The organism is Vibrio sp. 10N.286.48.B8 (assembly GCF_003050085.1).
Classification (GTDB): Bacteria; Pseudomonadota; Gammaproteobacteria; order Enterobacterales; family Vibrionaceae; genus Vibrio; species Vibrio crassostreae.
Genome location: NZ_PIGD01000018.1, coordinates 63,957 through 90,267, shown reverse-complemented (window position 1 = coordinate 90,267; position 26,311 = coordinate 63,957). Strand labels below are relative to the sequence as shown.

Sequence of the window (26,311 nt, the reverse complement as noted above, 5' to 3'; positions counted from 1 at the left end):
GAGGGAACCTAAATGCTTTTAGAACATGTTTTCCGAAGGATTGTCTACTTAAATCATCTAAGATAGCATTTGCAGTCGAGCTTACTTTTAGTGAGACGTCTTCTAGTGTCTTTCGGATCTCCTGTTCACTATGTAAATTGAGGGAAATTGTGGTGTAAGACATGTTATCATCAATGGGCTCTTGGGTTGTTTTTAATCCCAAATCCTGAAGTTTACTATGGAATGGAGCTAGGAATGTATGGATTGTAAAAGGGAAAGCCCACTCTTCTAAGTTTATATCGTAAGAAACTCGAATACTTAAATCCTCAGTGTCCTTTTCAAAGTTAAACATCATGATATCGTTAATTCGCTCGTACATTTCTAAATGTAACGGATAGGGTATTTCTTTTACTTTGAACGAGATTAAGGTGTTAATTAAATCAGTACTAGGGTCGTTTATATAATCTATTGAACTTTGTTCCCCCCTTTTTTTTTGATTATATATCACGTTACCATCTAGCAGCATTTCAATTACGTCGTCATTACTACGAAATTCAAATCTCATATAAAACCTTAATTTAACAGAAATAATTATATTTTATAGTGTCTGGTCTAGAGAGGAAAAGCAATGTTTATATGCACTGCTGCGCCTACTTCGGAAGCTGAAGCTTTTATAATTTCATCCGATACCCCTTAAGTAAAATCTCATCCATTTGGTTCAGCTTGCGCACGGCCAATGAAACGCGCTTGCTTGATACACCAGTTCTTAGTGAAGCCAGCTCGTAAGAATAACCAGACTCGAACACCAGCTTCACGGCTTTGCGAGTTTGTTCTGGCATATCTCTTTTTGAGATCACTTCAAGCAAAGCATCAAGGCGTTTTTTAGGAATAAGGTTCATTTATTCAAAATATCCGTAGTCTAGACTTCTGTTTTAAGCGCTTGGTTGTTCCGCTTCAAAGATATCAATCTGGTTCACATCACCTTTGCACAACTCGGGCTGTAGCTCTGAGCTTGGCTTCTGACCCGTTGGTTCAATGAAGTGCGAGAACGAGGTATGCGCTACAAACACTTTCCCGCAATTCAGGTTTAAACATTGGCAGTACAGCTCTCGTGTTTCTGAACTGATGGAACGTGAGGTCGCAATACGAGTTTTGCTTTCACATTTTGGGCATGTCACTAGCATTAATGTAATCTCCCTTCTAAATAATCCGCTTTGGCACTTTGCCAATAACTCACTTCATCCTCATCGGGTTCTTCGGGTATGTAAGGTTCGCCAAGAACCGATCGCCAATAAGCCCGCCGTTCTAAGAAGTGGTGATATTGCGCTTGATAAGTTTCATCTGCTTCTTGCTTTAAATCGCTACAATCGATGTCACGGCAATTCATCGACCAGCCTCTAGCCCCAGCTGCCCACATCAAGAAGTTATCCATTCGTGCTTTGGCTTCGTCGCCGTCAAAAGTTATCGAGAACCGGTTACCACTAGAAGCATGCATTTGGCGTGACTTCATTTCTTGCGTAGTTTTCTTGGCCGCATGTTCTAAGCGAATAATTCGCGACTGCAGTTTTTTTAGGTGATCTTCAGGCTTGCCTTGTTGCTTGGCGATACTCGATGCTTTCACGGTTTGAGCTTTTTGCTTATTAATACGTGAGATAGTTCGCAGCAAAGGCTTTTTCCATTGCTCAAGCTTGTAACCCAATTCACGGATAACAGCAGTGATATTGTCAGCTTCGAATGATGCGAGAGTTTCCCAACTTGGTGCGCGTGAGACTTTCGCTATGCTGTAACGATTACCCTTAATCAAACCTTGGTCAGCGTTATTGCCTTTGGCCGCGTAGCCCACCGCTTTGATGAGATAAGTACTGGCTGCTTTCGGCTGTCTAATTCTTTCGATGTGAGCCATGCCATGACCCCATAGCGATTCCAAGCGTTTAGCCCAGTCTTTGAAATGCTTTTTATCGACAGTCCACTTCAACAACAGGTGAACGTGTGGGTTGGGTTCGCCATCTTCATTCATTGGGCTTTCTGCTACCCACATATAATGAAAATCTGCTTTTTCTCTATCAGGGCCAAAGGGTGAAGGCTTCGCTTTGAACTGTCCAGGAACGTAATCACCATCTTCCGTGTACCAACCTCGGTGAAACATTTTTTTGCTGCCATCGAGAAAGCGGGAAGTTTCGCGCCCAATACTGGTATCGAGTGGTTTAATGATTTTGAATGGTTGTTTGGGTAACTGTGTATACAGGCCGTCTTTGCCAGGAACAAGATCACCGGTATCTCGTTCAAACTCTACTGGAGTAAATGGGCCGTCAGCATCGATGCCTTCGTCCATTGCGCCAAAAATAGCGTGACGTTGTGCCGGTGTAAAAGTCAAAGTCAGAAAAGTAGTAAACCCTTCGTGACATTGAGCAACATACGCACCACTCTCGAACATGTTAGAAACGCTCTTTGGTGTTAGCTTTTCCGTATAACGAGTACCCGAATTAGCTTCGGGTGCCTTTCCTGCTGGCGTCTGGGTAACAATTTGAGCGCGCATTTGCCCAGACCAGTCTCGTTTTTGCAGTTGAAGAGAGATAGGGGAGAGCTTCCTCTCGAAAGGGGGCCTTTTCTCATGCTTCAGTGGTAAAACTCGCGCGGTATTTCGCTCTGTACTTGCGTATAACGCATCAAAGCTTTCATGGCCCATTCGGCTATCAAGTTCTGTCTTGGTGCCAATGGGCTGCCCAATAACCTTCACACGCTTGTTGATTCGAGCCAACTTTAAAAGCTTTTTCTTGTGTCGGACTTTTGCGCCCTTGGACAAGCCTAGTGTCTCCGGCCTTTCGGCCGCCGCTTCGCGGTCGGGTTTGGAGTTTGAATTTAGCCTTTTGAAATGTTCAGTTGCCAACTTAACATCTGTAACGTGTTTTGATTGTTGATTAAAAACACGGTCGTAAACAGGAAGATATTTAACTACGCCAGAATCGAGCAATTGTTGTTCGTATTCTGTGTAGTGAGGAATTTTGGAACCTAAAAAACCAGCTTCATAGCTGGCATTAGCAATTTTAACTTCATCAATAGGCCGGACGGCTCCGGCCACATGGTACAGAGTTTCAATCTTCATCGCTTACTGCTTCACATTCCCTGGATTCGCATTACTTACCGAGCCCCAAGGGTCAACACACCCTTTTTCACTACACACATAATTCATTGGCTGAGAGTTGCCTTTAACACGCTTTTTAATGCCGTGTTTTTCGCGCAACTTCGACACTAAAAAGCGCGCTCGCTCTCGTTTCTTTGGATCTGGGTTCTCCATTCCCGCCATATCAGGGCAGGGCTTATGTATTGGAGAAGTGATAGGCAAGTCAGCCGTCGATTTTGCAGGTCTAAAAGTCACGTCACTCATGCTGCCACCTCCACAAATATCACTTCGGGTTTCTTCTTCTTTTCTTCTAACGTAGTGAGAATCTCTTTTACCTTGTCGTCATAGACACTCAAATACAGGCTTGCCCCTGCAAGGCTCCAAGCTGTTTGAACTCGCTGCTTCTTCCCAAAACCACAGAAGAAGCGTTCACCAATTTTTATTGCTACTGCTTGTTTTTGCGCTTGCTTGTAAAAACTCATAATTCGCTAAACTCCTGTGTGTCCATAATCATGTGACCGCCAGTGTGATTGCCTTTTATGATCACGCCATTCATGACGTGCTGACAGTTGAAATGCTCACAAGCCGCTTCGATTGCTGGCTCTGGTGAATCAAACTCACCGATAAGAAAATTCTTAACTTCGCTAGTTTCATCATCACGAACCACACCACCGCCACTGTTCAAGGTTACCGCTATATAACTCAGCATCACTTCGTCCCCACAGCTGACAAACAAAACTGTTCGAATTGATATAACGCTTCATCATCAAAGTGGCCTAGGTCACGTAGACCAAGCATTTCAAGAAACAGGTGGCGGTTACCCATATCTAAGCTCGTCCAGTGGTGAAGCTGTGAAACTTGTTCGATCGAACCGTTGCGATACCAACTAGGAAATGAATGCCCGAAAAACAAACGAGCACGTTCACCGTCCATTGCATTTCTAATATCGGCTAATACGTCAGCTTGAGAGCGGTGTGTTTCAATGGGTGTTTGCTTCTTAGCAATAGCATCTAATTGGCATAGCAATTCATGCTGTTGTTCTGTGCTACTTAAACTAAAGCGCTGTGCAATGAGTTCAAATGATTGCTCAAAGAGGTGATTTTCGAGATTACTCATGACGTTATCGCTCCTAAAAAATTAGTTATTGGTGAGGTACGTATTGCATGGTTCTGCATCCATCCCGAGTTTCTCTTTGGCAAGTTCAAGGAACTTGGCAATTTGAGTTTGGTTTTGAGCGAAGTCTTCGACCTTATACAAAGGGAAGTACATAGAAGCTCCCCATCCGTCAGGGCCTGCTAAATAGGCTTCAGCAGCTTTCACGCCTTCGACATATCCAGCCTCGTAGACATAAATCTTGTCTTCACCTGAAGTGATGGTTTTGAGTAGAGTTTTCATACTGATTCCTTCTGGCAAACCTTGAACTGGTCGAGAGCATCACCCGCTTGCTTGTGAATGCCACGCCACATTGCGATCAAGTTATTCTGAAGCTGCTCTTGGCCTTCCACTTCGTTCTCTTGATATTTGGTGATAGTGAGTGCCGCAACATTCTCGATGTTGAGTGCTTCTTCTAATGAGTTGATTTGAATCGCGATAAATTGTTTTTTCATAATTACACCCCGTAATTAAGTAAGACCGGGTAAAGGCGCACCGTTGGCTAGCAAGTCCACACCCATACATAAGAAAGGGTGTGCACCACTTGTGCGGTCTTCTAGGTCGTTGATGAGTAGCACCAAGTTGCTAATGCCAGCTTGTGCCGTTTTGATAACTGAGTTGCGAGTTGAGCGAGGTAGGGCTCTTTTACCTGCCGTGTCTAACGCAAGCTGAGAGATCTCTCCAGCAATCACAGAGTTGTCTAGAGCACGTTTAATAAACGTTTCTCTTTCACCTTCAGGAATATGAGCGGTCACTAGCCCTAACTGGCGAAGTACAACTTCTAAAATTACGTAGTCATCCGTAGCTTTAGAAACTGCCATCATTTCAGGTAAAGAAAGTACGTGCGGTTGCTCGATATTCAGCTTGTTACGCAACATGTTTGAACGAATGCCACAGGCTTTTGCTATGTCTGTTAGCTCGTTACGGTGTCGCGCTCGGAACAAGCTGCATGCCTCGTTGTACTGTTCTTGTACATCCGCTAAAAAGACGCACATTGTCTGGTTCACTTCCATGTCTGATACTCACTATGAAACATAAGAAAAGTGGTTAGCTTCGAAGGTGGCTATTAATGACGATGAAACTTTCCGTAGATGGATTCCATCCTTGCTCTCTCTTCCTCATGTTTTCTTACAACGTAATCAGCAAGGTCGTTAACTCGAATCAACAACGGAACTTTTGTACCTTTATTAGCTTCACTTTCTTCGTGAAGACGGAAAGCAGGAATAGGGAATTCATGGCTGCTAACCTTGGCTTTAGCCGTCGCATACTTCATTCCGAAAAATGCTTCTGAAACTTCGCTTAATTGGACAATCGGCTTACCAAACATTGCTTGAAGCCCGTAGTGAATATCCATGCTCATATAGTTATCCTCATTTTCTCTAACAGATTGACGTGTTATAGTTTCATTTGAATCACTATCTGCGTTCTAAGTGGTTTATCGCAGTTTAGTAACTCTGGTTTAAAGTGGTTTGTTGGGGTTAATTAAACGATCCAATTGGTTTGTCGTCAAGTGGTTTATTAGGGTTTATGAAAGAGTGGTTTGTTAGTTCTGAGTTGTTAGGCTTGGAAGGGATGCCTAATACCATTGTGGGTATTAGCCAAAAAGCTAGAAGAAACAATTGGTTGAAAAGAAAGGCGTCAGGAAATGGACGAGCTTTTGAGTACCATATTTCTAATTTTCATATTGATGTAAAAAACCAACTGGTTCAAAAATATGTGACCGATGAAGGTGAAGCGGAAGCACTATTGAGTTTAGGAGAACCTTCATTTAGTGAAATCGACCCAACTCTTAAGAGAGCAGCTGAGAAGAAACTAAAAAACATAACAGTACAAGCGAGGAAGGAAGCTTCTGAAGAAGCTCGTGCTGAGTATCTAGCGATTTCTGAAGCCAAAAAAAATCTGGAGTTGTTGGTGGGTGAAGGCAAATTGATTCACATGCCTAATATCGCTGAATCACGATTGATTCACCAATTAGACATGTGTCCAGTTCCTGTCTATAACGTTTATGCTGCTTGTGGTTGGGGAGCAGAGAATACAGCTGAATATCAAATACGAACTGAATTTGTTCCCTGTCAGTGGCTACATCGTTTCGGGCTAAACGAAGAGACTGCTCGTATCATTACTTGCCAAGGTGACTCAATGGAAGACACTTTGAGTGACGGCGATGAAGTATTAGTCGATACCCGAGAACTCGATCACCCAGTAAAGCACGGTGTCTATGTTGTTCGCATTGGTAAGCATGTTTACATAAAGCGCCTGAAGTACGACATCATGGCCGAGGGCTATAACGTCATCTCAGACAACAAAGAAGAATATGATTCGTTTATCGTGAATGAGGAGAAACTCAACGAGTTCGCGGTAATCGGGAAAGTTGTTACCACCGTCATGAAGGCGGTGATATAGAAAAGCGAAGGCACCCTACGGGGTGCCTTTTTTATTGATAGTTATAGTAATAAATGTGGATTGCTAGTTAATGAAATATATGAATACAAGTTGTTATCACCTGTTCATTGAAACTGGTGAGTACAAAAAGTTTGTGGGTAATGTTAACTCTAGTGCTAATTTTCAAGACTTTGCTAAATTGGCAGTTACACATACTCAGGATAATGAGAATACTCAAGAGTTCATTTTTAATGAAGGATCTTCAGTTGAACTAGAGTTTCTTAAGTATATTGAACACGCGCCTCATTGGCAGGCGTTATGTGAAGAGTTTTCTGCTAGCCTTTTGGATGCTCAACAAGTATCACAAAAGCGAATCGAGCATCTCGATAAAAAGGTTACGCCAGGTAGCTTACTGCTTATTCACTGCAAACCACCTGAAGCTAACGTTGATATCCTAGTGTTAGTTAAAATGGAGCAAGAAGAGTTCGCGAGTGTTGTAGATTTCGAACATCAATATGGTCTACCCACAGAGAAAAAAGCTCTAAATACAGCACTTATTCGCTTTGAGTCAGGTAAGCCCGCTAGCTTGTTTGTATCAAGAGCCAATGCTTTTTGGATAAAATTTCTGGATGTATATCCAGTAAGATCTGATAATGTAAATACAGCCAATGCATTTAATGCGATTGATGGTGCTCTCAAGAAAGTAAAACGAGACGGTTTTAAATCAGATTATACAGCGTTACGTAATCACTTGATCACCTACCTAAGAAACAACCACGGTCAAACCGTTGTTTATAATGAGTTGGTTGAGACTGTCTTTGGTCAGCACAAAGCATTAGATAAACACTTTGTGGCAAAAGACTTTGCAGATGAGTTGCTAAAGCTCCCCGCTAAGAAAAAAGGGAAGCACGCATTTGACCCTCACTTTCAAATTAACATGACAGATGTGAAGGCAAAGAAGAACACTGTGATTAATTTGACAGACAAAATTGAATTAAGTTTGAAATACGGTATTGATAATTTAGATGAAATTATTTTGCCTCATGAAGAACACGGCCGAAAGGGTGTAATCATCTTCTCTGACGAAGGTTTCGAGCATTTCAGGAAAGAAGAGTAATCATGTTAGATGATGTTAGAAGTATTTGGGCAAAACCAGTTCAAGAGTGGGAAGGTATCACTGAATCTCTCACTCACTTCTCTGCATCTTGCAAACTAGCTAACTTATTTGAAAGTGATGTTGATTCGTTGGCTAGTTTTCTTCAAAAATACCGAAAGCATCAAGACCGATTTACGATAAAAGTTTTCCATGACCTGGATGATTCTATAGAGTTCTCGAATACAACACCTGAAGTTATCCTTGAAGAACGCTTTGGTGATTTACGTGATGAGATAGAAAAGTTAGAGGGTGAAGAGGTACTTTCTTTTTCCCTATCTATATTCAAGTCGACAGCTGAGCCAAAACCTGGGTTATTGGTCGACCAGGTTTATTCAATTGATTCACTGTCAGCGTATCTAAAAGGAAAGTCTCTAGAGCAAGTTCATGGTGAGATCGTTACTCGTTATGGTCGGAGAGATGCTCGTGGGGTAGCTCTTTTAGGTGACTTCGAGTCTTTGTCTCATTCGGAGTTTTTCTATTTTGTACCTAAGAGTCAATTTTCAGTTAACTCATTTAACCCCAAATTTAATAAAACTGATGCTGATGAATCAAAGCGAATTCGAGGAACTTTAGGTCATTTTTCTAATGCATCGGAGTGGCCATTTTTGCCTGGGCACTTCAAGTTGTTAGTGAGTGATCCTAAAGAGCTAAAGGCTATTGCTAGTGTATTTAATGGTCTATTGAATGCTTACCTAATAAGTTTTTTTGCTAACCTAACTTCAATAAATAGTAAGTCAATCGAGTATCAGCTTAAAGGCTTAAAAGACATTTCAGGTTCTTATGATTTTGCAGCTTTAGTAAATATTGATGCTAGATATTTATGGTCATTGTATAAGTGGGTGTATGAAGGTAGTTCAGTAGATAAGCTTGGTGTAACCCGTAATATTATTCCTTTACATGTTGATGATTTATTGAGCGTGAATGAGCCTGTTTTAGCTTCAGCGTATTCAAGCTTTATCCTTTCACAGAAAGATGACGTGAAGAGTTATATTGATGCTACGAGTAAGTTAGCTGACCAAATGCAAGTGACGGCACAGAAAGCGGGGGAAGCTGCTGAGAAAGTTGCAAACTCAATTAAGACGGGTGTGTTTGGTGTCGCGACCTTCGCAATTTCAACCATCTTGTTTAGGATCTTTTCGAAAAGCAGTGAGAGTTATAGCTATTCTGATTTATTTGCTTTTATTGGCTCGGATGTATTTGTTTTAGTGATTGGTCTGGCTTTATTTGTGTTTACAAGTTTATTTGGTTTTGCTTTGGTTGAATCATTTCAAGATCAAAAAAGGTTTGGAGATATGTATGAGCAATCGAAGAAGGCGTATGAGAATGTGTTAACGGTCGAAGACATGAAAAACATTCTGAATAATGATAAGTACTTTAAACAAAACAATCGCTTCATTTCTAAGAGACGAAATCTTTATATTTTAGTTTGGCTTTTTGTGTTACTTGCTGTTTCTATCACCTTAATGCTTGCTAGTTTCTATGCCCAAAGCTTAGCTGGATAAACAAAAAGGAGCCAATTGGCTCCTTTTTAGCATTTAAATTTCGATTCATAACGGCCCACATGCTCACCGTCAACACGTTCATTCTTGTAGTAAAGAGAAACCACAGTGAAGAAGTTACCTTGTTTGTTTGGGACGTAGCGGATGATGAGCAGAGAATCTGGGCTAACACGCATCATAATTTTGAGCTTGTTATCTTCTTCAGTCGTAAAAATATTACCACTTTGACCTAGCTTTGTAGAAAGTGCCTCTTGAACTGTTTTCTTAATCTTTTTTAACCAGTGACCATGGCGAAACTCGATGTGTTTTTGACCAAACCCTTTATTACCCACCTGAAGGCGAATGGGTAGATCTTCATCAAAACCTTCTATAGTTCCTGCTGGAATGACAGCCCAATCTTTATTACTATTGATTAACCAATAGTCGAAAGGTGTATCACCAGTTTTAGTAAAGGTATCGGTAGTCATTGTTTTTCTTCAGCAAAATTAAGAACGATACATTCTAGCAATATGATGTGGTTGACACTAGAACTGATTTTATCTATGATTATCTCAGGTCGTTTAAAGACGATTTGTCAGCCTGAGGTAACCATTTGAAGGCTAGGCATAGTAGTAAAAGCACAGTTACCCTAGACGTGCAGAGCGTGGTTCAAGTTGTGAGACGATATATTATTGACTTGCAGCAACTTGTTCAGTGACTTGTAATGAATTTATATTCAATTATAAGGCTGCGGGCGCCGCTCCGACCGACTCATGATAAAAAGCCGCTTTTTAGCGGCTTTTTTCATATCTTACGTTCGTGTAATTTATGTGGGAATAGCTGAGTATAAACCTGCCACAAGGTATTTAGGTTCCTATGGCCCGTTACTTGAGCCACTTCCTCAATCGTAAAGCCTTTCTCAAACAAGCGGCTTGCACCTTCACGGCGTAGGTCATGATAGCGCAGGTTATCAATCCCAACTTTTTGACATACTTCGACAAAGCCTCGACCAACTGAGCGTGGGTTGTAAGGAAATATCAACTCTCCCTTACGCTCTTGCTTCATTACAATATCGAATGCTTCACCGAGTAGAGGAACGACCATGTGGTTGCCTTCTTTCTTACGTGGGTCTTTTCGGTCACGTACGATCACTGTTCTAAGTTCTTCGTTTAAGTCTTCCCAACGAATACCACACACTTCACTTACTCGCATACAGCTCAGGATGCTGAAGTCTAGAAGCATAGAGTAGGGGATTTTGTTTTCCCTGCGTTGCTCGCGTTCTTCTAGTGCTTCTTTCAATAGGTCTATTTCATCGGTGGTAGGGCGCCTTGTTCGTTTCTCTGATTTACCGATGAGCTTCATTTCATACAGAATAGGTGTTGCTTCTAAGAATGTGTTCACGTTCGCGGCAACGTTGAATACAGGTTTAGCTCGTTTGAATACTGAACGTAAAAAATAAATGTCGGAATAGACGGTAGAGGGCTTGGTTCCCGTACTGCATCTATTTTGGCAGTGCTCAATCAAGTCTTTAGTTGTTAGCTCATCGGAATAGATTTTAGCGATGTCACAATCACGGAGCATTTTTAATACGGTTTGTTTAGATCGGCCAGTATTGTCCCAGAGATTTTTGTTTTCAATGAACATGTCTAGCAGCTGGCCAATGGGTACAGAACGGTCTTGAGTTTCACCTTCTTCTATCTTTCGGACTTCATTTTTTGCCCAGGCAGTAGCGAGCGTTTTCTTCTTATGAGTTTTGGAGAAACGTTGAGCAATCTTGCTCCGGTGTTTCACGGTAACAGTGGCTTTGTAGCGAGATTCACCGCTCGCTAGAGTTCGCTTTTCAATACTATAAGATGCCATGAACGTGTGCCTCTGAGGTGTACCAAAAGGGTGATTTGAGGGGTACAAAAGGTGTACCAAGGTTCCGAGATTATAGCAGTTTATTAAAGTTCTTCTAGGTTGTTATTTGTATTAAGTGTTTGAAAGTAATGGTGTATGTGGCTGGTGCTAGGTAGGGCGGGGAGTGGCGTATTTTAGTGAAACTTATAGATTGTCGGTTTAAGAGCCATTGAGAGGGTGTCTTAGGTAGAAATAGTGAAGGGGAATATTACCTTAAATCTCTGAATAGCGGGTAAAAAAATAGCCAGCAGAGGCTGGCTATTTTTAGAAAGCTTTAAAATACTAAATTAAAGTACTTTGATGCTGTCAGCTTGTGGGCCTTTTTGACCTTGAGATACTACGAACTCAACTTTTTGGCCTTCAGCAAGAGTTTTGAAACCTTCGCCAGTGATTGCAGAGAAGTGTGCGAATACGTCTGGACCGTTTTCTTGTTGAATGAAACCGAAGCCTTTAGTTTCGTTGAACCATTTTACTGTACCAGTAACTGTGTTAGACATGATGTTATCCCTAAAATTAATTTTTATAGTGAGCCAATTGTGGCACTGATAGCGTGGAAAAGTTTATTGCTATTGCGTACAACACAACGGGGTTACTAGTAATCCAACGAAATGTTTATATACAAAGAACTTTCTTTCTAGCCGAAATGGAGTCTAAATCAAATCAGGGGATAGTCAATCGAATCCATAGTGAAAGGTTGCAGAAACTTGGGGGTAGTCAAACTTTGCATTCCTTAAATATCATGGAGTTACAGTTGTATGGTGATTTCTTGTCGTTTTTGTGAAAAACCTAGGTGAATTTGATGACAAAATTAGAGTGGTTGCACTGTTTTGGCACATTCTACTTTGTGATAAGAAAGCCGTTAAATTGACTTGAGGGCCTGTATTTAACGGCTTTATTTATAAAATCATTATCAAATATCGTCTGTTTGTATCGGTGTCGCCACTACTTTTTCAAGCGGTATAGATTACCATTATCGGTGCTGAAGAAGATGTCTCCGTTTGGTGAAGTTTCGATGTCTCTTATCCTTTCGCCTAAGTCCTCTAAAATGCGTTCTTCCTCGATTGCCTCACCTTGCCCGTTAACTGTGACGATATTGATGTGGGTAAGTTTTAGTGCCCCTGCCAACAGCTTGCCTTGTAATTCTGGGTACTTGTTACCTTGGTAGACGATCAAACTGCCCGGAGCGATTGAAGGAACATAGACCTTTTTAGGCGCTTCTATGCCTTCTTTGGTTTCAGATTCGCCAACGCTGATAGGGCCCCAATACTCCTTACCGTGTGATGTGACTGGCCATCCGTAGTTAGCTCCTGCTTTTATTAAGTTAATTTCATCACCGCCACGCGGACCGTGTTCTATAGACCAAAGCTTTTGACTTGGGAAATCATAGAAAAGCCCTTGCGGGTTGCGGTGACCGAAACTCCAAACCTCGTCGAGAACCTTGTCGTTATTTGTGAAAGGGTTGTCGCTTGGCGTGCTTCCATCGGCATTTAATCGTAATATTGAACCTGCGTGCGTCATGGTGTTTTGGCCGTTATCTCGATCCCCTCGGTCGCCAATAGAAAAGTAAAGGTGGCTATCGTCAAACGTAATGCGGCTCCCGAAGTGACGCCCAGTATCGGTTCTCGACTTCGAAACAAACACATCTTGCCAATTAGACACTTCACCATTTTTGTAATCAGCGGAAGCGAGTGTGGTTACGCCTTCATCGTCGATGTCTTTGCTATACGTCACATAGAGTTTGTCTTCTTCAAAGGGTGAAAACGTAATATCTAGAGCGCCGCCTTGACCTTTTGCCCAAACATCAGGCAGCCTGAATAGTGTGCTTTGGTCACCTGTTTTCAAATTAACGTGTTTAATAACGCCGGCTTTTTCTGTGAGAAGCATAGAGTCGTCATCGACATAAGCTAGGCCCCATGGGATTACGAGACCGTCTGTGATCTTCTCAGCTTGCCAGGCGAAGGCCGCCGTTGAGGCAATAGGACTGGACACAACAAGTGCCAAAGCAGAGCATAGAATGCGGTGATAAGTGTTCATTGAAGTCTCTTGATTTCATGAGGTGGTATTAGTGTAGCTTGTGTTGATTTAAGTTTAAGGAAACATTTACTCTGTTTTCACTCGTTATGCTGGTGAGTTATCCAAAGAATGAGTACCTCATTCACTTAACTTTGATTCTTCGGGTTACTCGCAGACAACGGCGACCTTTTCGCTTGCAGCTGTCTTAGCTGGAACTGGATGATCGATAAGTCGAATTGGGGACTCATACAGTGCAGACAAAGCCTGTTCATCGAGTAACTTATCGGCGCTGCCTTCAAATGCAATCTGACCTTTCTTCAGAGCAACGATGTGCGTCGCGTAGCGCAGTGCAAGGTTCAAGTCGTGCAGAATCACGATAACGCCAACGTTTTCATTTTTGTTCAGTTCAGACAATAAACTCATCAGTTGGAATTGGTGATGAACATCCAATGCAGAAGTCGGTTCATCAAGGATCAATACCGGTGACTGTTGAGCCAGCAACATAGAGACCCACGCTCGTTGACGTTCACCACCAGATAAGTCATCCGCTAATGCTTGTGAGAATTCAGTAACACCGGTTCTTTCCATTGCTTGTCGGATGATCGACTTATCTTCTGAATTCCAACGACCTAACGCGCCTCTCCATGGGAAACGCCCTAAACGAACCAGCTCTTCCACCGTTAAGCCAGCAGAAGCAGGGAGCTTTTGTGGCAAATACGCAATCTTCTTGGCTAAGTCTTTGCTTTTTAGTGAAGAAAGAGAAGTGCCGTCCAGTTCAACGCTACCATGATCCGGTGACATCTGCCCTGATAGCAAATTAACGAGTGTAGATTTACCTGAACCATTATGGCCAAGAACGACAGTCAGTTCATTGGTCGGAATCGCAAGGTCTTCAATTGAGAGAATGGTTCGTTCATCACGAACAATTTTGATGTTTGAAAGCTGAAACATGTCAGTCCTATGTTTAGACCAATAAAACGCTTAATGAAATCAAACATACTTTATTGGTCTTTAAAAATAGAGGGTGTTATTGAGCCAGTTTTTTGTTGTCAGGGTGTCTAGGGCAATCTTCGCAATACTTTCCCGAATCGCATTTGTAAACTAAGCAACAGCTGACTCTAATCAGTTTAAGCATTCCTGAATCGGCATCGACCTTGAGGCTGTCTAAGTGACTTTCAGGTAATTGGCATGCTTCTAACCAAAGCTTAGCTTGTGCTGTGATGTAGTCGTTGGTCAGGCTCGGTTCATGCTGCTGCAATTTGATCAAACTGCCTAACAGTAGATCCGCCAGCAAATGGTTAGTAAAACCAGGGCGGATGCGTGTCCATTCACTTATTTGGCTGCGATAAAACTCAGTGAGTGCAAGTATGGCTTCGCCAGCTTTAGGTATCAACTCCTCAGGTGAACCGTGTTGATGGTCACCATTGAAGAAGCGATACCCTGTCACAAACTCTTTGTACCTAAACTGACCGATATTCTTGATATCTGGCAATGAGTGAAGGCCGTAGATAGATACGAAGGTCACATAGATAGGCTGCCAGCAAACTAGATCCCAAGTTCGCGTCAACCAATACGCTTTTCCTGCTTTAGAATGATTTTCCGCTAAGCCATCGTAAACGCGTTTGATCTCGATATGGCTTTTATCGTTTGTCATTGCGATGCTTTTGCTGCTCAGAGAGCCATAACTTCCACTTAGATAAGGCGTTATTTGTTTTGAGTAAGCGAAGATTTTCTGGTGCAGGGAGGGGGCTCTGCGACGAGTGGCAATATTGTGCAGCTGGGAAAGCATTTTAAACCATCAAATGAGAATCAGTTGCGTTATCATAGCGAACCTCATTGACGATAACCATACAAAATGGTGCATCTCTTCAGAGAACTCTTGGTTTAAAAGATTTATAAATTGAGTGCGCCTTGGCCATTATTAAGTGATAAAAGTCGCTTTAAATGTTAAAAGGTATTCCTGTATCGACTTAATTGTTACCACTATCGAGATTATAAAAGCGTGACTATGAACACTCCTGCATTTGACCGTATCAGCCGCGTTCTAGCTTATATCCATGCGAACCTTAGCTCTGCGTTATCTCTAGAAGATATTGCAAAGCAAAGCTGTTGGTCTCGCTGGCAACTGCAAAGAGTGTTTCAAGCCGAAACGGGGCTTACTGTGGCTAACTATGTGAGAGAGCTAAAACTGAGTCAGGCAGCAGAAGAGCTACTTGATGGAAGAGAGCGTGTCATCGATGTTGCACTCGGGCTTGGGTTCAATTCAGAAATTAGTTTTAGTCGTTCCTTTAAGCAGATGTTTGGGGCAAGCCCAAGCCAATATAGAAAAGCGGGCAAAAGAGTAGGGCTAAGAAAGCCGATACAAGTGTCTGAAACTGTCAGCGCAGAAGAAAAAGGCGCTCTGAGTTTTGTTGAAGTTCGTATTGACGAAAGAGAGTCTTTCCTTGTTAAAGGCATAACATCAGAAATCAGCGGCTTGTTTTCGCTGACGCAAGATTTTGCACAAAAAGTCCCTCAGTTATGGTCACGCTTGGAAAGTGAGGTGAGTTTGCCCGATGACAACGCACTGCAGTTTATTGGTGTTATCGATCTCACTCAGTCATGCTTCGACGGGACTAACATTCATTATTGGGCAGGTGTCGAGCTTGATGACGAAGTTTCAATTCCGCAACTACCAAGTCTAATTTCTGAAAAGTTAAAAGTGCTGACTATCCCCAAGCAAACCTATGCCGTGGTGAAGCATTGCGGGCCTATAGAGAACCTGCGATATACCTTGAGTTGGTTTGTTCTTAATTGGTTACCGAGTTCGGGTTATCGCGGTGTCGATGGCTATGAACTCGAAGTGTACCCATTTGGCTATCAAGCTCACGCCTCTGACGCTGAGATGGAGTATTGGGTTCCTATTATTAAATCGTAGTCATATCCTCGTCATTCCCTTCCTAGCAAAGCCTTGCTACTGATAAGGTAAATTGTGCTTTTAATCAGCAATTGACCTGATTCCATTGAAAATAGGCCAAGTTCTTTGTGAGTTTGCACCAAATTGTTAATTATCCCATTCATAGATACATACAATGCAAATGAGATTTATTATAATTTATATTAAGCATTGGTACCGAGGGAATCATGACCACTCACACTCGTTTTAAGTATTCATCACTAGCAGTAGCGTTGCTCACTGCATTTTCAGCGCAAGCGTTGGCGGAAGAAACCGTTACAGCGGCAGACTCGAATATCGAAACTGTCACGATTATGGGGAAAGCCTATCGTAATACCGCAACAAAATCGGCACTTGAGCCAGAAGAGACGCCTCAAGGTATTACCGTTATTGATGAAGAACAGTTAGATCAACGAGGTGTGAAGTCCCTCAACCAAGCGCTTAGATACGCGCCGGGTGTTGTAACCGAGCAGAAGGGCGCATCAGTAACGATGTACGATACGTTCTCGATTCGTGGCTTTAGTAATAACCAAAGCTACTACGATGGTTTGGTACTTCCGTTCCTTACTGGTTGGAACTTACAACCTCAAATAGACCCTATTGCGATTCAGCAAGTTGAAGTGTTTAAAGGCCCTACGTCTGTGTTGTATGGAGCTATGCCACCGGGTGGTATGGTCAACATGATTGCAAAGACGCCGCAAGAAGACGGGGCTACAAAAGTAGGAGTATCTACTGGCTCAAGAAACCTTATGGAAGCGTCAATTGATACAACAGGTCAATTGGGGGACAGTGACTTTTCTTACCGCTTGGTAGCACTCGCTCGTAAACAAGACAGCCAAGTCGATCACGCCGAAGAAGAGCGCTATGTGATTGCTCCTTCACTAGATTGGCAGGTCTCTGATAGAACACTTATTAACTTCAACTTTTACTATCAAAATGATCCGTCAATGGGTACTAACTCCGCAATGCCGCTTGAAGTGCTGAAGGCAAGTGATCCATCTGTCTCCATGGGTGACAAGAACTGGAGTACCTTTGAACGTGAAGTCTTGATGTTAGGCTATAAGATCAATCATCAAATCAACGATAATTGGACTTTTCTTCAGAACGCTCGCTATACCGATGCATCTCTGTACCAGGAGAATACTTACCACACCGCGACTAATTTCAACCCTGCGACAGGCAGTTTAATTCGAAATGCTTACAGTACGGATGAGGATTCACAGAGTTTTGTTATCGATAACCAAGTTTCAGGTCGCCTAGAAATTAGTGGCTTAGAGCATAATTTACTATTCGGTGTCGACTACCTAAAGCTAACAGGTGATTCTCTGTACAAAGAATTCACTGCGAATGCGGGCTTCTATGGGTTTGATGCTTACAATCCGAAAACTGACCTTTTGGATAAAAGTCAGCTTCAAGAGAACTACCGTGAATCTCACGACATTACGACCGAGCAGCTAGGACTATATTTCCAAGACCAAGTACGCTACGACGCGCTTGTTCTACTTGCTGGTGGTCGTTACGACATGTTCAAGGCGAGCGATGATAAAAATAGCTCTTACCCAACTTATGATGGAAAAGAAGAAGCTGAACATAACCAGTTCTCTTATCGTGTAGGTGCCTTGTATGAGCTAGATAATGGTATTTCTCCGTTTGTAAGTTACGCGACGAGCTTTGAGCCAGCGGCAGGTACTGATATTAATGGCAACTCTTTAAAACCTCAGCTAGGTGAACAGGTCGAGCTGGGTATTAAATACTTGTCTCCAGATATGTCGCAACAGGTTACGGCTTCCTATTTCCATATTACTAAGAAAGACTCAATTGCTGCTGATCCATCAGATCCTACATACCGTTCTAAGATTCAGCTAGGCGAGGTGCGCTCGCAAGGTTTGGAGCTTGAAGGCCGATGGTTTGTCACGGAAGATTGGGATGTGAACGCGAGCTATACATACGTCGATATGGAAGTAACGGAAGATGCAAACCCTGACCTTGAAGGAACGACACCAATCTACGTACCTACACACGCTGCGAATTTATGGAGTAATTACTATGTGTACGGTGGTGCTTTAGCAGGTACGCGTTGGAGTGCTGGCGCTCGTTACATGGGTGACATGGAGATGGATGCAACCAATACTCAAGGGAAAGTGCCGTCTTACACTGTCGTTGATATCTCTATGGGTTACGACTTAGGTGAGGCAAGCGACACACTATCTGGTGCAACGGCTAATTTGATGGTTAACAACCTGTTTAATGAAGAGTACTACACCTGTTACGACCAATCGAACTGTTGGTTCGGTGCTGAGCAGTCTGTAGAGCTCAGCGTTAACTACGAGTTCTAATTCATTTGAATACATAAATCTAAGCAGCCTGTGTAGGCTGCTTTTGTCGTTAAATAAACAATTAAAAAGTGACAGTGATTATATGAAAGCCAACTATTTTACTTCTCGTTTTCCTAAAGTGAGTTCGTTCATTGTCTCATTGAGCTTGTTGTTATCAGCTCAAGCGATGGCCAACTTTCAAGTTGAAGACAGTGAGGGTGTTAAAACCCTTGAAGTTCAGCCTGTTAGAGTGGCTGCGCTGAACTGGGACATTGCTGAACAAGTGATTGAACTCGGTGTAACACCAGTGGCAGTGCCTGATATCGCTGGCTATACAGATTGGGTTGTTCAACCTGCGATTCCAGAAGGCGTGGCCGATATTGGCACTCGAACTGAGCCTAATTTCTCTGCTTTGAAGAAGCTAAACCCTGATGTGATTCTTATCGCTTCTCCTCAGAAAGATCTTCAGGAACGACTTTCTGAAATTGCGCCCGTGCTTTACTACCAGACGTACAGTGAACAGCATAGCAATGCGGCGGCGGCTATCGATAACTTCAAGAAGATAGGCCAATTGCTTGGTAAAGAAGAGCAAGCGAACGACAAACTGGCTGCGATGGACGAACGTCTTGAGGTTTTAAAAGCTGAACTAGATAAAGCGTATCCGGGCGACAAGCCGAAAGTGACCTCTTTCCGTTTTGCGAGCACGACTTCGGTTTACATATACGGTGATAACTCGATTCCGCAATATGCGCTTGAGCAGCTAGGCTTTGAAAATGCGATGGATCTTCCTGCGAGTCAGTGGGGCATCAGTCAAAAGCGTATGACCGAGCTTAAGAATGTTAAGGGTGGTATTGCGCTTTACTTCGAACCTTTCCCATATCAAGACAAGTTAGATCGTTCTCCGGTTTGGAAGAGCATGCCTTTCGTTCGTAATGGTCAATTTAGCCCTGTAGCAGCAAGTTGGAGCTACGGCGGTGCTATGTCGATTTTGTATAACGCAGAAGCGATGGCGCAATCGTTGTTGACGTTAGCGGAGCAGTAATGAAATCCAGTGGTTTGATGATGGGGGCGGTGTTATTTATCGCCGCCCTTATTCATTTATGGTTAGGCCAGTCTGAATTTGGCCCTATCGGTGAGTTGTTTCAGCAAGTCTCACAGATCAGTGACATCGTTACATTCAATAAAATGGTCGACGATTCATTCGAGTTGATGGCATTAATTTATGTCAACTTACCTCGTTTAGTGATGGCGATTTTGGTTGGTGGAACACTTGGCACTATCGGTAGTTTGTTCCAACAGTTAACGCAGAACCGCATGATGTCTCCACTTACACTCGGTACATCATCAGGGGCGTGGCTTGGTCTGGTCATTCTGAACGTGGTCGCGCCAATGTTGGTTGCTCAATATTCGGTTTGGTTTGCGCTGATAGGCGCGCTGCTTGCTATGGGTCTGATTGTCTCCATTGTTGGCATTAAAAATATGAGCGGTTTACCGATTGTATTGGCGGGTATGGCGGTCAACTTATTGCTAGGGGCATTTGCAACGGCGATTATTCTACTCAACGACCAGTACGCACAGAATCTGTTTGTATGGGGAGCGGGCGACCTAGGGCAAAATGGCTGGGAACAAGTGCTTTGGTTGATGCCTAAGCTGTTGCCGATTTTTGCCATATTCTTCTTAGCTCCGCGAGTTCTGACTTTGCTTTCCATCGGCACTGAAGGGGCTGCGGCGCGCGGGCTCAATATTGGCACGACCTTCTTTGTGCTAATGGCAATCGGCGTTTGGTTGGTTTCAGTGTCGATTACCTCAGTGGGCGTGATCAGCTTTATCGGCTTGATTGCTCCGAACATCGCTAGGCATCTAGGTTTTCTAAAGGCTAAATCTGAACTCATCGCGAGTTGTGTATTAGGCGCGCTATTACTTTGTGTCACCGACAGCTTGGCGATCTTCTTGGCGCAATGGTCTTTGGACATGATTCCAACAGGGACGGCAACCGCAGTGATTGGTGCTCCTGCGTTGATCATTATTGCGAGAAAGCAAATGTCTGCTCAAGATCAGTTGTTTTTCTCAATGCCTAAAGGTCCGAAGTCTATTTCATCTTTGGCTTACTTCTTGTTGGGCACAATGATTTTCGGGTTGTTGGCGTTGAGTGCATTGTCACAGCCTTCTTCTGATATGGGCTACTTTGTTATCCCAGACGCATTTGAATGGTCTATTCGTTGGCCGAGAATGTTAACCGCGATATTCGCTGGTGGCGGCTTAGCGGTGGCGGGTGTGATTTTACAAAGATTGGTCTACAACCCGCTCGCAAGCCCAGATATTCTTGGTGTGTCGGCGGGTGCAGTTCTGGCGTTGATTTTCAGTAGCTTATTCATGGGCTATTCGATTCACTCACTAAGCCCGTGGGTTGCATTTTTAGGTAGTGCGATTGCGCTTTGTTTATTGCTGTTCCTTGGCAAGAAGCATCAGTTTGCTCCGTCTATTCTAATTCTGACAGGTATCTCGCTGACCGCGGTATTGGAAGCTTTGGTGCAATTCTCTTTAACACGAGTGGGTGAGGGGAAATACACATTATTGGCTTGGTTAGCAGGGTCTACCTACCGTGTGGAGCCTGAGTCTGCCACTATAATGGCTGTCGTGATAACGGCTTGTATTGGTGTTGCTCTGCTGTTGAGTCGTTGGGTGACCTTAATTGCGACTGGACGACAGTTCGCGAGTGCCAGAGGGCTGAACATCAACATCGCTTACGTGGCTCTGTTGTGTATTGTCGCGGTGTTATGTTCGATGGTCACAACCACCATGGGGCCGGTCGCCTTTGTTGGTCTATTGGCTCCACATATCGCGGTGATGGTTGGTGCTCGTTTGGTTCGTGAACAGATCATTCTATCGTTTTTGATTGGTGCGGCATTGATGTTATTTGCTGATTGGTTAGGGCAAGTGGTGGTGTTCCCAGCGCAACTTGCGGCAGGGACGTTAGTTTCCATTATTGGTGGCAGTTATTTCATATTCTTATTACTGAAATCTCGAACAGCATAGGTTCTGCTAATGTCCTAAAACCACTGGTAATCAAAGCTATTGGCAACCAAAGCTACGAATAAAAAGCAGTGAATGGAGCGATCCATCACTGCTTTTTTTGTAGGAGTCGTTTGTGTAAAGGGGAGGAGTTAAGCAACGCAGGTCTCGCTTCTTAATGTGCAAGTTTGGCATATGTTAATAAAATGTATAATCTAAAGGTCTGACCACTGATAAGGTAGCCGCCATGCCAAACCTCGATCGTATTACTTGTTCTATCGATGAAAACCAAATTGCGACGGTTGTGTTGAATCGACCCGATAAGCTCAATGCTATTGATATGGCAATGTTCCAAGGCGTGAATAACATGGTGACTCAGCTGAAAAAGAACACTGAGATTCGTGCTGTAATAGTGAAGGGCGAGGGGCCTGATTTTTGTTCAGGGCTTGATGTTAAGTCCCTTTTAACCAGTAAATCTGGGGCGATGAAGCTGCTGTTTAAATGGTTACCGACATTGCCTAATGCTGCACAACGTTTTTCATTGGGTTGGCGAGATATTCCATGCCCTGTCATTTTTGCGATTCATGGTCGTTGTTGGGGAGGTGGTCTGCAATTAGTCAGTGGTGGTGATTTTAGGGTTGCTAGCCCTGATGCGAACTTCTCAATATTGGAAGCAAAGTGGGGCTTGATTCCTGATATGGGAGGCGCCATCGCATTTCGAGAGCTGATGCGAAAAGATCACACCCTAGAAATGGCGATGACGGCCAAAGTGATCGACTGCGAAACCGCGAAAGAATATGGATTGGTGACCAAGATTGCCGAAGACCCTTACGCTGAAGCTTATGCTTTGGCTCTGGAATGTGCGAATCGGTCGCCAGATGTTGTCGCTGCTAATAAGAAACTCTATAACAAGACTTGGTGGTCAAGCCCAGGCATGGCTGTGTTCTACGAGACTTGGTATCAGATAAAGGTCGCTTTGGGTAAGAACCGAGCGATTGCTGCTCAACGTGAAATTCATCGAGATAACCCACGACCATACGTCGCCAGAAAGTTTAAATAGCGTTTGTACAGGAATAATGGATATTCCCTTTGTTTATGAGGCTTTGCGGTAACCTTAGAACAATTTAATGTCTAAGGCTAAATGAGCAATCTGATGAACAAAACTTTTACTTACTCTATAGCTGCCACCGCAATTTTTACTAGCTTAAATGCTTTCGCAAGTGGCCTGTTTTTGCAAGAAGCGGTCGTTGCCAATGCTGGTACTACTGGTGCTGGTGACGGTGTTTATACTCGCTCTGCTGCTGCGATATGGACTAACCCTGCCACTATGTCTCACATGGGCGAGAGCAAAACGACCATCAACACCATGGCGTTCGATCTTGAGATGAAATATCAAGACAACGATGGTAATCCAGACGGCAAAGCTCATTCAGTCATGCCTTCATTTGGTGCCTTCCATGCTCACCAAGTCACAGACAAATTACACCTTGGTATTGCGCTGGGTGCTGTTGGTGGTTCAAGCCTTGATTACGGCAGTGATTGGGCGGGTGCTGCACTTCTAGAAGACATTACCCTGACCGCAATGCAAGTGAACCCATCACTGAGTTATAAGCTGAATGATCAGTGGTCAGTGGGTGCTGGCGTTCAATTGAGTTGGGCTGCATTCGAGCAGTCGACTTCTGGGTTTACAGCTAAGCAAGATACTGATTGGGCTTACGGGTATAACCTAGGTGTAATGTACACGCCTACAGATAAACTCAAGTTAGGTGCCAGTTATCGCTCTAAGCTAGAACACGAGTTTAATAACGAAGTGAAAGGTTTAGGTAATGTTGCTAACTCTTTGTCTACAGATATTGCTCTTCCTGAAATCATTGACTTCAGTGCAAGTTATGCATTGAATTCTCAACTTGATCTCTTGGCAAGCGTTCAATTCCACCGCTGGAGTGCTTGGGACGAAACGGTATTAGATTTCGGAGCAACTGACTTAGGCGGCGTTCCAATCGAACGTGATTGGGATGATGTATGGAAGTTTGCAGTAGGTGCGGATTACCAACTTAACTCTGATTGGCGCTTAAAAGCAGGCTTCTCTTACGAAACGTCACCACAAGACGATCCTTCAATGCAATGGGTTGACCTTCCAGTGGGCGAGCAATACCGCTACTCGGTAGGAGCATCTACCTATTGGGATGATATCTTAATTGACGTTTTCTATGAATACGCAGATTTAGGTTCAGTTGATATGAACCGAAACTTGGCAGGTTCACAGGTGAACTTGTTGAATGGTTCTTTCGATGGCCGCATTCACTTTGTTGGCGTTAGCGCGACATTCTAATGACATTACGTAATTTATTAATTGTTACTTCGGTAATACTGGGTTCAACGGATGCTTTGGCTGAAGAGAAGCATCCAGATGATCCGACTAAAATCGTGACCAAAGCCGGCGTTGCTTATAACGAAGAGCTTAAGTTCTCAGGCTCTATCGGGCTTGATGAAGCTCGAATGATCAATGCTCGTGTCAACGCGGACGGCGAAGAGTGGCGAGTGGGTGGTTCATGGTTATTACCTTTGGGCATCGTCAATTTCAACTTTAGCCGCTCTGAATACGACAACGATGCTTATAAGAATAACTACAGTATCGGGACATTTGTTCCGTTGAGTTATTTTGATATTGAGCCGTTTGGATGGCAAATCTTCCCGATGGCTGGCTACAGCTATAACGATGGTGAAGTGGCGGTGTTCGATGATGATAACGTTGGCTCTGACTATGTATTGATGCCGAGTTCAACACACGGTGGCTACATTGGTGCGTTTGGTTTAAAAACGATTACGGATGAATGGTCTATCATGGGCTTCGGTGGCGGTTCAATGGGGTCTGATGATTACTCCGGCTATTGGGCTGGCGTCGGCGCAAGCTACAAATTGAGTGATGCTCAATCATTCAACTTCTTCACTATTTTTGCTGAGGACGATTTCGGTGAAAATAACAGTGTCGGTGCTTCTTACACCTATGAGTTCAACTAAGCTTCAACTCGTTTCCCCATAAATAAAAAAGCTGAGTGTAGGCCAACCTAAGTCGGTGAACTTACACTCAGCTTTTATCATTTCTCTATGAGCTTTTTAGCTGTTGTTCGATGTTAGCAAGTCGCTTGGTAGCGCTCTACGTAGCTTTGCATTACCTCATTCATCGCTTTCGTGATGTTGGCGTATTGCTCTTCTTCTAAGTTCGCGAGAGACACACGTAGTGACCATGTTGGAGCATCAAACCCTGCGCCCGGCATGACAATCACACCATGCTCTTCTGCAAGGCGAACCAAGAAGTCTAGCGGTTCGTAGGTTTCTTCTAACCAAGAGAAGAAGCCCTCGCTGTGAACTGTTTGAGCGATTTCTTTCAGGTCAATCTCTACATAATAAAACGCACCTGTTTTATCGCCTTCAGCAATGATTGGCGTTGCTAGGTTTTTCTGCATCAAAGTATTGTATCGACGACGCACAATCTGCTTAGCCAAGCGCTTATATTCTTCACCACCTTGCATCAATGACAACAACGAGAACATCGTCATCTGGATTTGCTGAGGTGTTGAAAGGCCAGCAGTATGATTCAGTGCGACAGCACGGCTGTCAGCCACCAAACGGTCAATAAATTTAATCTTACTCGGTTCAAGGGAGATGCCTTGGTATCGTGCTGTTAATGTGTCTCTGGTTTGCTCCGGGAGATCTGCAATCATGCGGTCGAAGTTACTGTCTTCGTGAACGCCAATTACGCCTAAACGCCAGCCAGTAGCACCAAAATACTTAGAGTACGAATACACTAGAATTGTGTTCTTCGGAGCAAGCATCGCTAACGAAGTGAAGTTATCTGCAAAGGTGCCATAAACATCATCAGTCAGTAGGATGAGTTCAGGACGACGGTTAGCAATTTCTGCGATCTTCAAGAGCGTATCGTCACTTAATCTTACTGATGCTGGGTTACTTGGATTCACTAAGAAGAACGCTTTTACGCTTGGATCGTTTAACTTTTCTAATTCTGAATCAGGAATCTGCCACGCCGACTCTTCTGTTGCCATGATTTCCACTTTGTTTAGTGAATAATCTTCAAGCTCTGGCATCTCGATGTAAGGCGTGAAAATTGGTGCGCCAATCGCAATCGTGTCGCCTTTGTTTAATAAGCGGTTGCTCTTCAATGTATTGAAGATGTAGACCATTGCTGCGGTACCACCTTCAACTGCAAACAAGTCAAATTTGCCAGCAGGTAGCGGCTGACAGCCTGCCATTTCTTGCTCGATGTATTTACGAGCAATGAGTTCCGAATATTTGAGCATGCGATCAGGCACTGGGTAGTTGTTACCTAGAATCCCCTCAACCCATTCATAAATAAGCGCATCACCGTCTACCTGATATTGATCCGTAATAAACTGGAAGGCTTCAATGAGGAATTGCACACCTTCTTGGTCTTCGTATTTTTCACAAAACTGAAGAAAGCGCAGGCTAATATCTTGTTGAACTCCCATTCCACCAAAGCCTTCATACCCTGAGAAATTCGATTTTGATTCTTCTAGTGCAAACATACCTAATTGGAAAAAGGCTTCACGTGGCGCTGTCGCGACCCAGTTTGGGTTACCACGACCAGCGTTGATCATAGTTTTCTCATGTGAATGCTGAGCAAGGTCGATCAGTGTGTTTTTTACTTCGAATGGGCTTAGTGTTTCTAGGCGTTTTTCATCTGTGCGTTTCATAGTCGTTTCTCTTTAAATTTGTTTAAGATCCAAGTTTTTTGGATATATAAATGAGTTAATTTCTTTGAGCAGCTAGCCTGCTTGGCTAGCTACTGTGTTAAATCGTTAATGAATAAGTTGAATCATCAATTGGCTG

29 protein-coding genes are annotated in these 26,311 nt (G+C 43.4%); 10 read left to right on the top strand and 19 right to left on the bottom strand.

Annotated elements, in window-relative coordinates; all coding sequences use genetic code 11:
- The 12 genes from CWO08_RS18535 to CWO08_RS18480 all read right to left on the bottom strand — a co-directional run.
- Positions 1–544 (bottom strand): hypothetical protein (locus CWO08_RS18535; protein ID WP_146161769.1); only part of this gene is annotated, 544 nt, incomplete at its 3' end.
- A gap of 106 nt (positions 545–650) precedes the next feature.
- Positions 651–878 (bottom strand): hypothetical protein, encoded by a 228-nt coding sequence (locus tag CWO08_RS18530; protein ID WP_108020907.1) that lies wholly within the window; start codon positions 876–878, stop codon positions 651–653.
- A 33-nt stretch (positions 879–911) separates the two neighbouring features.
- A complete protein-coding gene (locus CWO08_RS18525; protein ID WP_108020906.1) occupies positions 912–1,163 on the bottom strand; it encodes an ogr/Delta-like zinc finger family protein in 252 nt (83 codons plus the stop codon).
- Positions 1,163–3,082: a hypothetical protein gene (locus CWO08_RS18520; protein ID WP_108020905.1), complete on the bottom strand. Its 1,920-nt coding sequence runs from the start codon at positions 3,080–3,082 to the stop codon at positions 1,163–1,165. The genes CWO08_RS18525 and CWO08_RS18520 overlap by 1 nt, the downstream gene beginning before the upstream one ends.
- Before the next feature lie 3 nt (positions 3,083–3,085).
- On the bottom strand, positions 3,086–3,364 hold the full coding sequence (locus CWO08_RS18515; RefSeq protein WP_108020904.1) for a hypothetical protein: 279 nt from the start codon (positions 3,362–3,364) through the stop codon (positions 3,086–3,088).
- Complete coding sequence (locus CWO08_RS18510) at positions 3,361–3,582, bottom strand: hypothetical protein (RefSeq protein ID WP_108020903.1); 222 nt, start codon at positions 3,580–3,582, stop codon at positions 3,361–3,363. The genes CWO08_RS18515 and CWO08_RS18510 overlap by 4 nt, the downstream gene beginning before the upstream one ends.
- Positions 3,579–3,809, bottom strand: a complete 231-nt coding sequence (locus CWO08_RS18505) for a hypothetical protein (protein ID WP_108020902.1) — start codon at positions 3,807–3,809, stop codon at positions 3,579–3,581. The genes CWO08_RS18510 and CWO08_RS18505 overlap by 4 nt, the downstream gene beginning before the upstream one ends.
- Positions 3,809–4,216, bottom strand: coding sequence for a hypothetical protein (locus CWO08_RS18500; protein WP_108020901.1), 408 nt, complete (start codon positions 4,214–4,216; stop codon positions 3,809–3,811). The genes CWO08_RS18505 and CWO08_RS18500 overlap by 1 nt, the downstream gene beginning before the upstream one ends.
- A gap of 21 nt (positions 4,217–4,237) precedes the next feature.
- Positions 4,238–4,495, bottom strand: a complete 258-nt coding sequence (locus tag CWO08_RS18495) for a hypothetical protein (protein WP_108020900.1) — start codon at positions 4,493–4,495, stop codon at positions 4,238–4,240.
- The gene (locus CWO08_RS18490; RefSeq protein WP_108020899.1) at positions 4,492–4,707 is read right to left on the bottom strand and encodes a hypothetical protein; all 216 of its coding nucleotides are present in this window, start codon (positions 4,705–4,707) and stop codon (positions 4,492–4,494) included. The genes CWO08_RS18495 and CWO08_RS18490 overlap by 4 nt, the downstream gene beginning before the upstream one ends.
- A 15-nt stretch (positions 4,708–4,722) precedes the next feature.
- The gene (locus CWO08_RS18485) at positions 4,723–5,265 is read right to left on the bottom strand and encodes a phage regulatory CII family protein (protein ID WP_108020898.1); all 543 of its coding nucleotides are present in this window, start codon (positions 5,263–5,265) and stop codon (positions 4,723–4,725) included.
- Between the two features lie 53 nt (positions 5,266–5,318).
- On the bottom strand, positions 5,319–5,612 hold the full coding sequence (locus tag CWO08_RS18480; RefSeq protein WP_004737271.1) for a pyocin activator PrtN family protein: 294 nt from the start codon (positions 5,610–5,612) through the stop codon (positions 5,319–5,321).
- A gap of 167 nt (positions 5,613–5,779) precedes the next feature.
- Between CWO08_RS18480 and CWO08_RS18475 the strand changes: the two genes are divergently transcribed.
- From CWO08_RS18475 to CWO08_RS18465, 3 genes are all read left to right on the top strand, one after another.
- On the top strand, positions 5,780–6,655 hold the full coding sequence (locus tag CWO08_RS18475; RefSeq protein WP_108020897.1) for a S24 family peptidase: 876 nt from the start codon (positions 5,780–5,782) through the stop codon (positions 6,653–6,655).
- 79 nt (positions 6,656–6,734) lie between these two features.
- Positions 6,735–7,751 carry a nucleoid-associated protein gene (locus CWO08_RS18470; RefSeq protein WP_181360057.1) on the top strand — a complete coding sequence of 339 codons (1,017 nt, stop codon included), beginning with the start codon at positions 6,735–6,737 and terminating at the stop codon, positions 7,749–7,751.
- 2 nt (positions 7,752–7,753) lie between these two features.
- Entirely contained in the window at positions 7,754–9,292 is a 1,539-nt protein-coding gene (locus tag CWO08_RS18465; protein WP_108020895.1) for a hypothetical protein, read from the top strand.
- Positions 9,293–9,318: 26 nt separating this feature from the next.
- Here the strand turns inward: CWO08_RS18465 and CWO08_RS18460 are convergent, their stop codons facing one another.
- The 6 genes from CWO08_RS18460 to CWO08_RS18430 form a co-directional block, all read right to left on the bottom strand.
- Positions 9,319–9,756, bottom strand: a complete 438-nt coding sequence (locus CWO08_RS18460) for a hypothetical protein (protein ID WP_108020894.1) — start codon at positions 9,754–9,756, stop codon at positions 9,319–9,321.
- A gap of 316 nt (positions 9,757–10,072) precedes the next feature.
- A complete protein-coding gene (locus CWO08_RS18455) occupies positions 10,073–11,128 on the bottom strand; it encodes a site-specific integrase (protein WP_108020893.1) in 1,056 nt (351 codons plus the stop codon).
- A gap of 326 nt (positions 11,129–11,454) precedes the next feature.
- Positions 11,455–11,664 (bottom strand): cold-shock protein, encoded by a 210-nt coding sequence (locus CWO08_RS18450; protein ID WP_004737278.1) that lies wholly within the window; start codon positions 11,662–11,664, stop codon positions 11,455–11,457.
- Between the two features lie 445 nt (positions 11,665–12,109).
- A complete protein-coding gene (locus CWO08_RS18440) occupies positions 12,110–13,201 on the bottom strand; it encodes a PQQ-dependent sugar dehydrogenase (protein ID WP_108020892.1) in 1,092 nt (363 codons plus the stop codon).
- 144 nt (positions 13,202–13,345) lie between these two features.
- Positions 13,346–14,131: an ABC transporter ATP-binding protein gene (locus CWO08_RS18435; protein WP_102431699.1), complete on the bottom strand. Its 786-nt coding sequence runs from the start codon at positions 14,129–14,131 to the stop codon at positions 13,346–13,348.
- A 76-nt stretch (positions 14,132–14,207) separates the two neighbouring features.
- Positions 14,208–14,969, bottom strand: a complete 762-nt coding sequence (locus CWO08_RS18430) for a siderophore ferric iron reductase (RefSeq protein WP_108020891.1) — start codon at positions 14,967–14,969, stop codon at positions 14,208–14,210.
- Between the two features lie 219 nt (positions 14,970–15,188).
- Between CWO08_RS18430 and CWO08_RS18425 the strand changes: the two genes are divergently transcribed.
- The 7 genes from CWO08_RS18425 (at position 15,189) to CWO08_RS18395 (ending at position 24,463) form a co-directional block, all read left to right on the top strand.
- Positions 15,189–16,097 carry an AraC family transcriptional regulator gene (locus CWO08_RS18425; protein ID WP_108020890.1) on the top strand — a complete coding sequence of 303 codons (909 nt, stop codon included), beginning with the start codon at positions 15,189–15,191 and terminating at the stop codon, positions 16,095–16,097.
- Between the two features lie 206 nt (positions 16,098–16,303).
- Positions 16,304–18,451, top strand: a complete 2,148-nt coding sequence (locus CWO08_RS18420) for a TonB-dependent siderophore receptor (RefSeq protein ID WP_102431701.1) — start codon at positions 16,304–16,306, stop codon at positions 18,449–18,451.
- Between the two features lie 82 nt (positions 18,452–18,533).
- Positions 18,534–19,472, top strand: coding sequence for an iron-siderophore ABC transporter substrate-binding protein (locus CWO08_RS18415; RefSeq protein ID WP_102431696.1), 939 nt, complete (start codon positions 18,534–18,536; stop codon positions 19,470–19,472).
- Positions 19,472–21,466: a Fe(3+)-hydroxamate ABC transporter permease FhuB gene (gene fhuB / locus CWO08_RS18410; RefSeq protein WP_102431695.1), complete on the top strand. Its 1,995-nt coding sequence runs from the start codon at positions 19,472–19,474 to the stop codon at positions 21,464–21,466. The genes CWO08_RS18415 and fhuB overlap by 1 nt, the downstream gene beginning before the upstream one ends.
- Positions 21,467–21,689: 223 nt before the next feature.
- On the top strand, positions 21,690–22,502 hold the full coding sequence (locus CWO08_RS18405; protein ID WP_102530273.1) for a crotonase/enoyl-CoA hydratase family protein: 813 nt from the start codon (positions 21,690–21,692) through the stop codon (positions 22,500–22,502).
- A gap of 93 nt (positions 22,503–22,595) precedes the next feature.
- Positions 22,596–23,774 (top strand): OmpP1/FadL family transporter, encoded by a 1,179-nt coding sequence (locus tag CWO08_RS18400; protein WP_102431693.1) that lies wholly within the window; start codon positions 22,596–22,598, stop codon positions 23,772–23,774.
- A complete protein-coding gene (locus CWO08_RS18395) occupies positions 23,774–24,463 on the top strand; it encodes a hypothetical protein (protein ID WP_102431692.1) in 690 nt (229 codons plus the stop codon). Before CWO08_RS18400 ends, CWO08_RS18395 begins: the two co-directional genes overlap by 1 nt.
- Positions 24,464–24,576: 113 nt before the next feature.
- Here CWO08_RS18395 and CWO08_RS18390 read toward each other — a convergent pair whose 3' ends face one another.
- Positions 24,577–26,175, bottom strand: a complete 1,599-nt coding sequence (locus tag CWO08_RS18390) for a bifunctional aspartate transaminase/aspartate 4-decarboxylase (protein WP_108020889.1) — start codon at positions 26,173–26,175, stop codon at positions 24,577–24,579.
- Between the last annotated feature and the right edge of the window lie 136 nt (positions 26,176–26,311).

Excerpts from the sequence above, each read along its gene's own strand:
- CWO08_RS18440 (WP_108020892.1), bottom strand. The coding sequence starts at position 13,201 with ATGAACACTTATCACCGCATTCTATGCTCTGCTTTGGCACTTGTTGTG.
- CWO08_RS18415 (WP_102431696.1), top strand. The coding sequence starts at position 18,534 with ATGAAAGCCAACTATTTTACTTCTCGTTTTCCTAAAGTGAGTTCGTTC.
- CWO08_RS18490 (WP_108020899.1), bottom strand. The coding sequence starts at position 4,707 with ATGAAAAAACAATTTATCGCGATTCAAATCAACTCATTAGAAGAAGCA.
- CWO08_RS18395 (WP_102431692.1), top strand. The coding sequence starts at position 23,774 with ATGACATTACGTAATTTATTAATTGTTACTTCGGTAATACTGGGTTCA.
- CWO08_RS18400 (WP_102431693.1), top strand. The coding sequence starts at position 22,596 with ATGAACAAAACTTTTACTTACTCTATAGCTGCCACCGCAATTTTTACT.
- CWO08_RS18420 (WP_102431701.1), top strand. The coding sequence starts at position 16,304 with ATGACCACTCACACTCGTTTTAAGTATTCATCACTAGCAGTAGCGTTG.
- CWO08_RS18450 (WP_004737278.1), bottom strand. The coding sequence starts at position 11,664 with ATGTCTAACACAGTTACTGGTACAGTAAAATGGTTCAACGAAACTAAA.
- CWO08_RS18475 (WP_108020897.1), top strand. The coding sequence starts at position 5,780 with ATGAAAGAGTGGTTTGTTAGTTCTGAGTTGTTAGGCTTGGAAGGGATG.
- CWO08_RS18390 (WP_108020889.1), bottom strand. The coding sequence starts at position 26,175 with ATGAAACGCACAGATGAAAAACGCCTAGAAACACTAAGCCCATTCGAA.
- fhuB (WP_102431695.1), top strand. The coding sequence starts at position 19,472 with ATGAAATCCAGTGGTTTGATGATGGGGGCGGTGTTATTTATCGCCGCC.
- CWO08_RS18510 (WP_108020903.1), bottom strand. The coding sequence starts at position 3,582 with ATGAGTTTTTACAAGCAAGCGCAAAAACAAGCAGTAGCAATAAAAATT.
- CWO08_RS18465 (WP_108020895.1), top strand. The coding sequence starts at position 7,754 with ATGTTAGATGATGTTAGAAGTATTTGGGCAAAACCAGTTCAAGAGTGG.
- CWO08_RS18430 (WP_108020891.1), bottom strand. The coding sequence starts at position 14,969 with ATGCTTTCCCAGCTGCACAATATTGCCACTCGTCGCAGAGCCCCCTCC.
- CWO08_RS18470 (WP_181360057.1), top strand. The coding sequence starts at position 6,735 with ATGAATACAAGTTGTTATCACCTGTTCATTGAAACTGGTGAGTACAAA.
- CWO08_RS18485 (WP_108020898.1), bottom strand. The coding sequence starts at position 5,265 with ATGGAAGTGAACCAGACAATGTGCGTCTTTTTAGCGGATGTACAAGAA.
- CWO08_RS18505 (WP_108020902.1), bottom strand. The coding sequence starts at position 3,809 with ATGCTGAGTTATATAGCGGTAACCTTGAACAGTGGCGGTGGTGTGGTT.
- CWO08_RS18530 (WP_108020907.1), bottom strand. The coding sequence starts at position 878 with ATGAACCTTATTCCTAAAAAACGCCTTGATGCTTTGCTTGAAGTGATC.
- CWO08_RS18480 (WP_004737271.1), bottom strand. The coding sequence starts at position 5,612 with ATGAGCATGGATATTCACTACGGGCTTCAAGCAATGTTTGGTAAGCCG.
- CWO08_RS18500 (WP_108020901.1), bottom strand. The coding sequence starts at position 4,216 with ATGAGTAATCTCGAAAATCACCTCTTTGAGCAATCATTTGAACTCATT.
- CWO08_RS18405 (WP_102530273.1), top strand. The coding sequence starts at position 21,690 with ATGCCAAACCTCGATCGTATTACTTGTTCTATCGATGAAAACCAAATT.
- CWO08_RS18515 (WP_108020904.1), bottom strand. The coding sequence starts at position 3,364 with ATGAGTGACGTGACTTTTAGACCTGCAAAATCGACGGCTGACTTGCCT.
- CWO08_RS18460 (WP_108020894.1), bottom strand. The coding sequence starts at position 9,756 with ATGACTACCGATACCTTTACTAAAACTGGTGATACACCTTTCGACTAT.
- CWO08_RS18435 (WP_102431699.1), bottom strand. The coding sequence starts at position 14,131 with ATGTTTCAGCTTTCAAACATCAAAATTGTTCGTGATGAACGAACCATT.
- CWO08_RS18525 (WP_108020906.1), bottom strand. The coding sequence starts at position 1,163 with ATGCTAGTGACATGCCCAAAATGTGAAAGCAAAACTCGTATTGCGACC.
- CWO08_RS18455 (WP_108020893.1), bottom strand. The coding sequence starts at position 11,128 with ATGGCATCTTATAGTATTGAAAAGCGAACTCTAGCGAGCGGTGAATCT.
- CWO08_RS18425 (WP_108020890.1), top strand. The coding sequence starts at position 15,189 with ATGAACACTCCTGCATTTGACCGTATCAGCCGCGTTCTAGCTTATATC.
- CWO08_RS18495 (WP_108020900.1), bottom strand. The coding sequence starts at position 4,495 with ATGAAAACTCTACTCAAAACCATCACTTCAGGTGAAGACAAGATTTAT.
- CWO08_RS18520 (WP_108020905.1), bottom strand. The coding sequence starts at position 3,082 with ATGAAGATTGAAACTCTGTACCATGTGGCCGGAGCCGTCCGGCCTATT.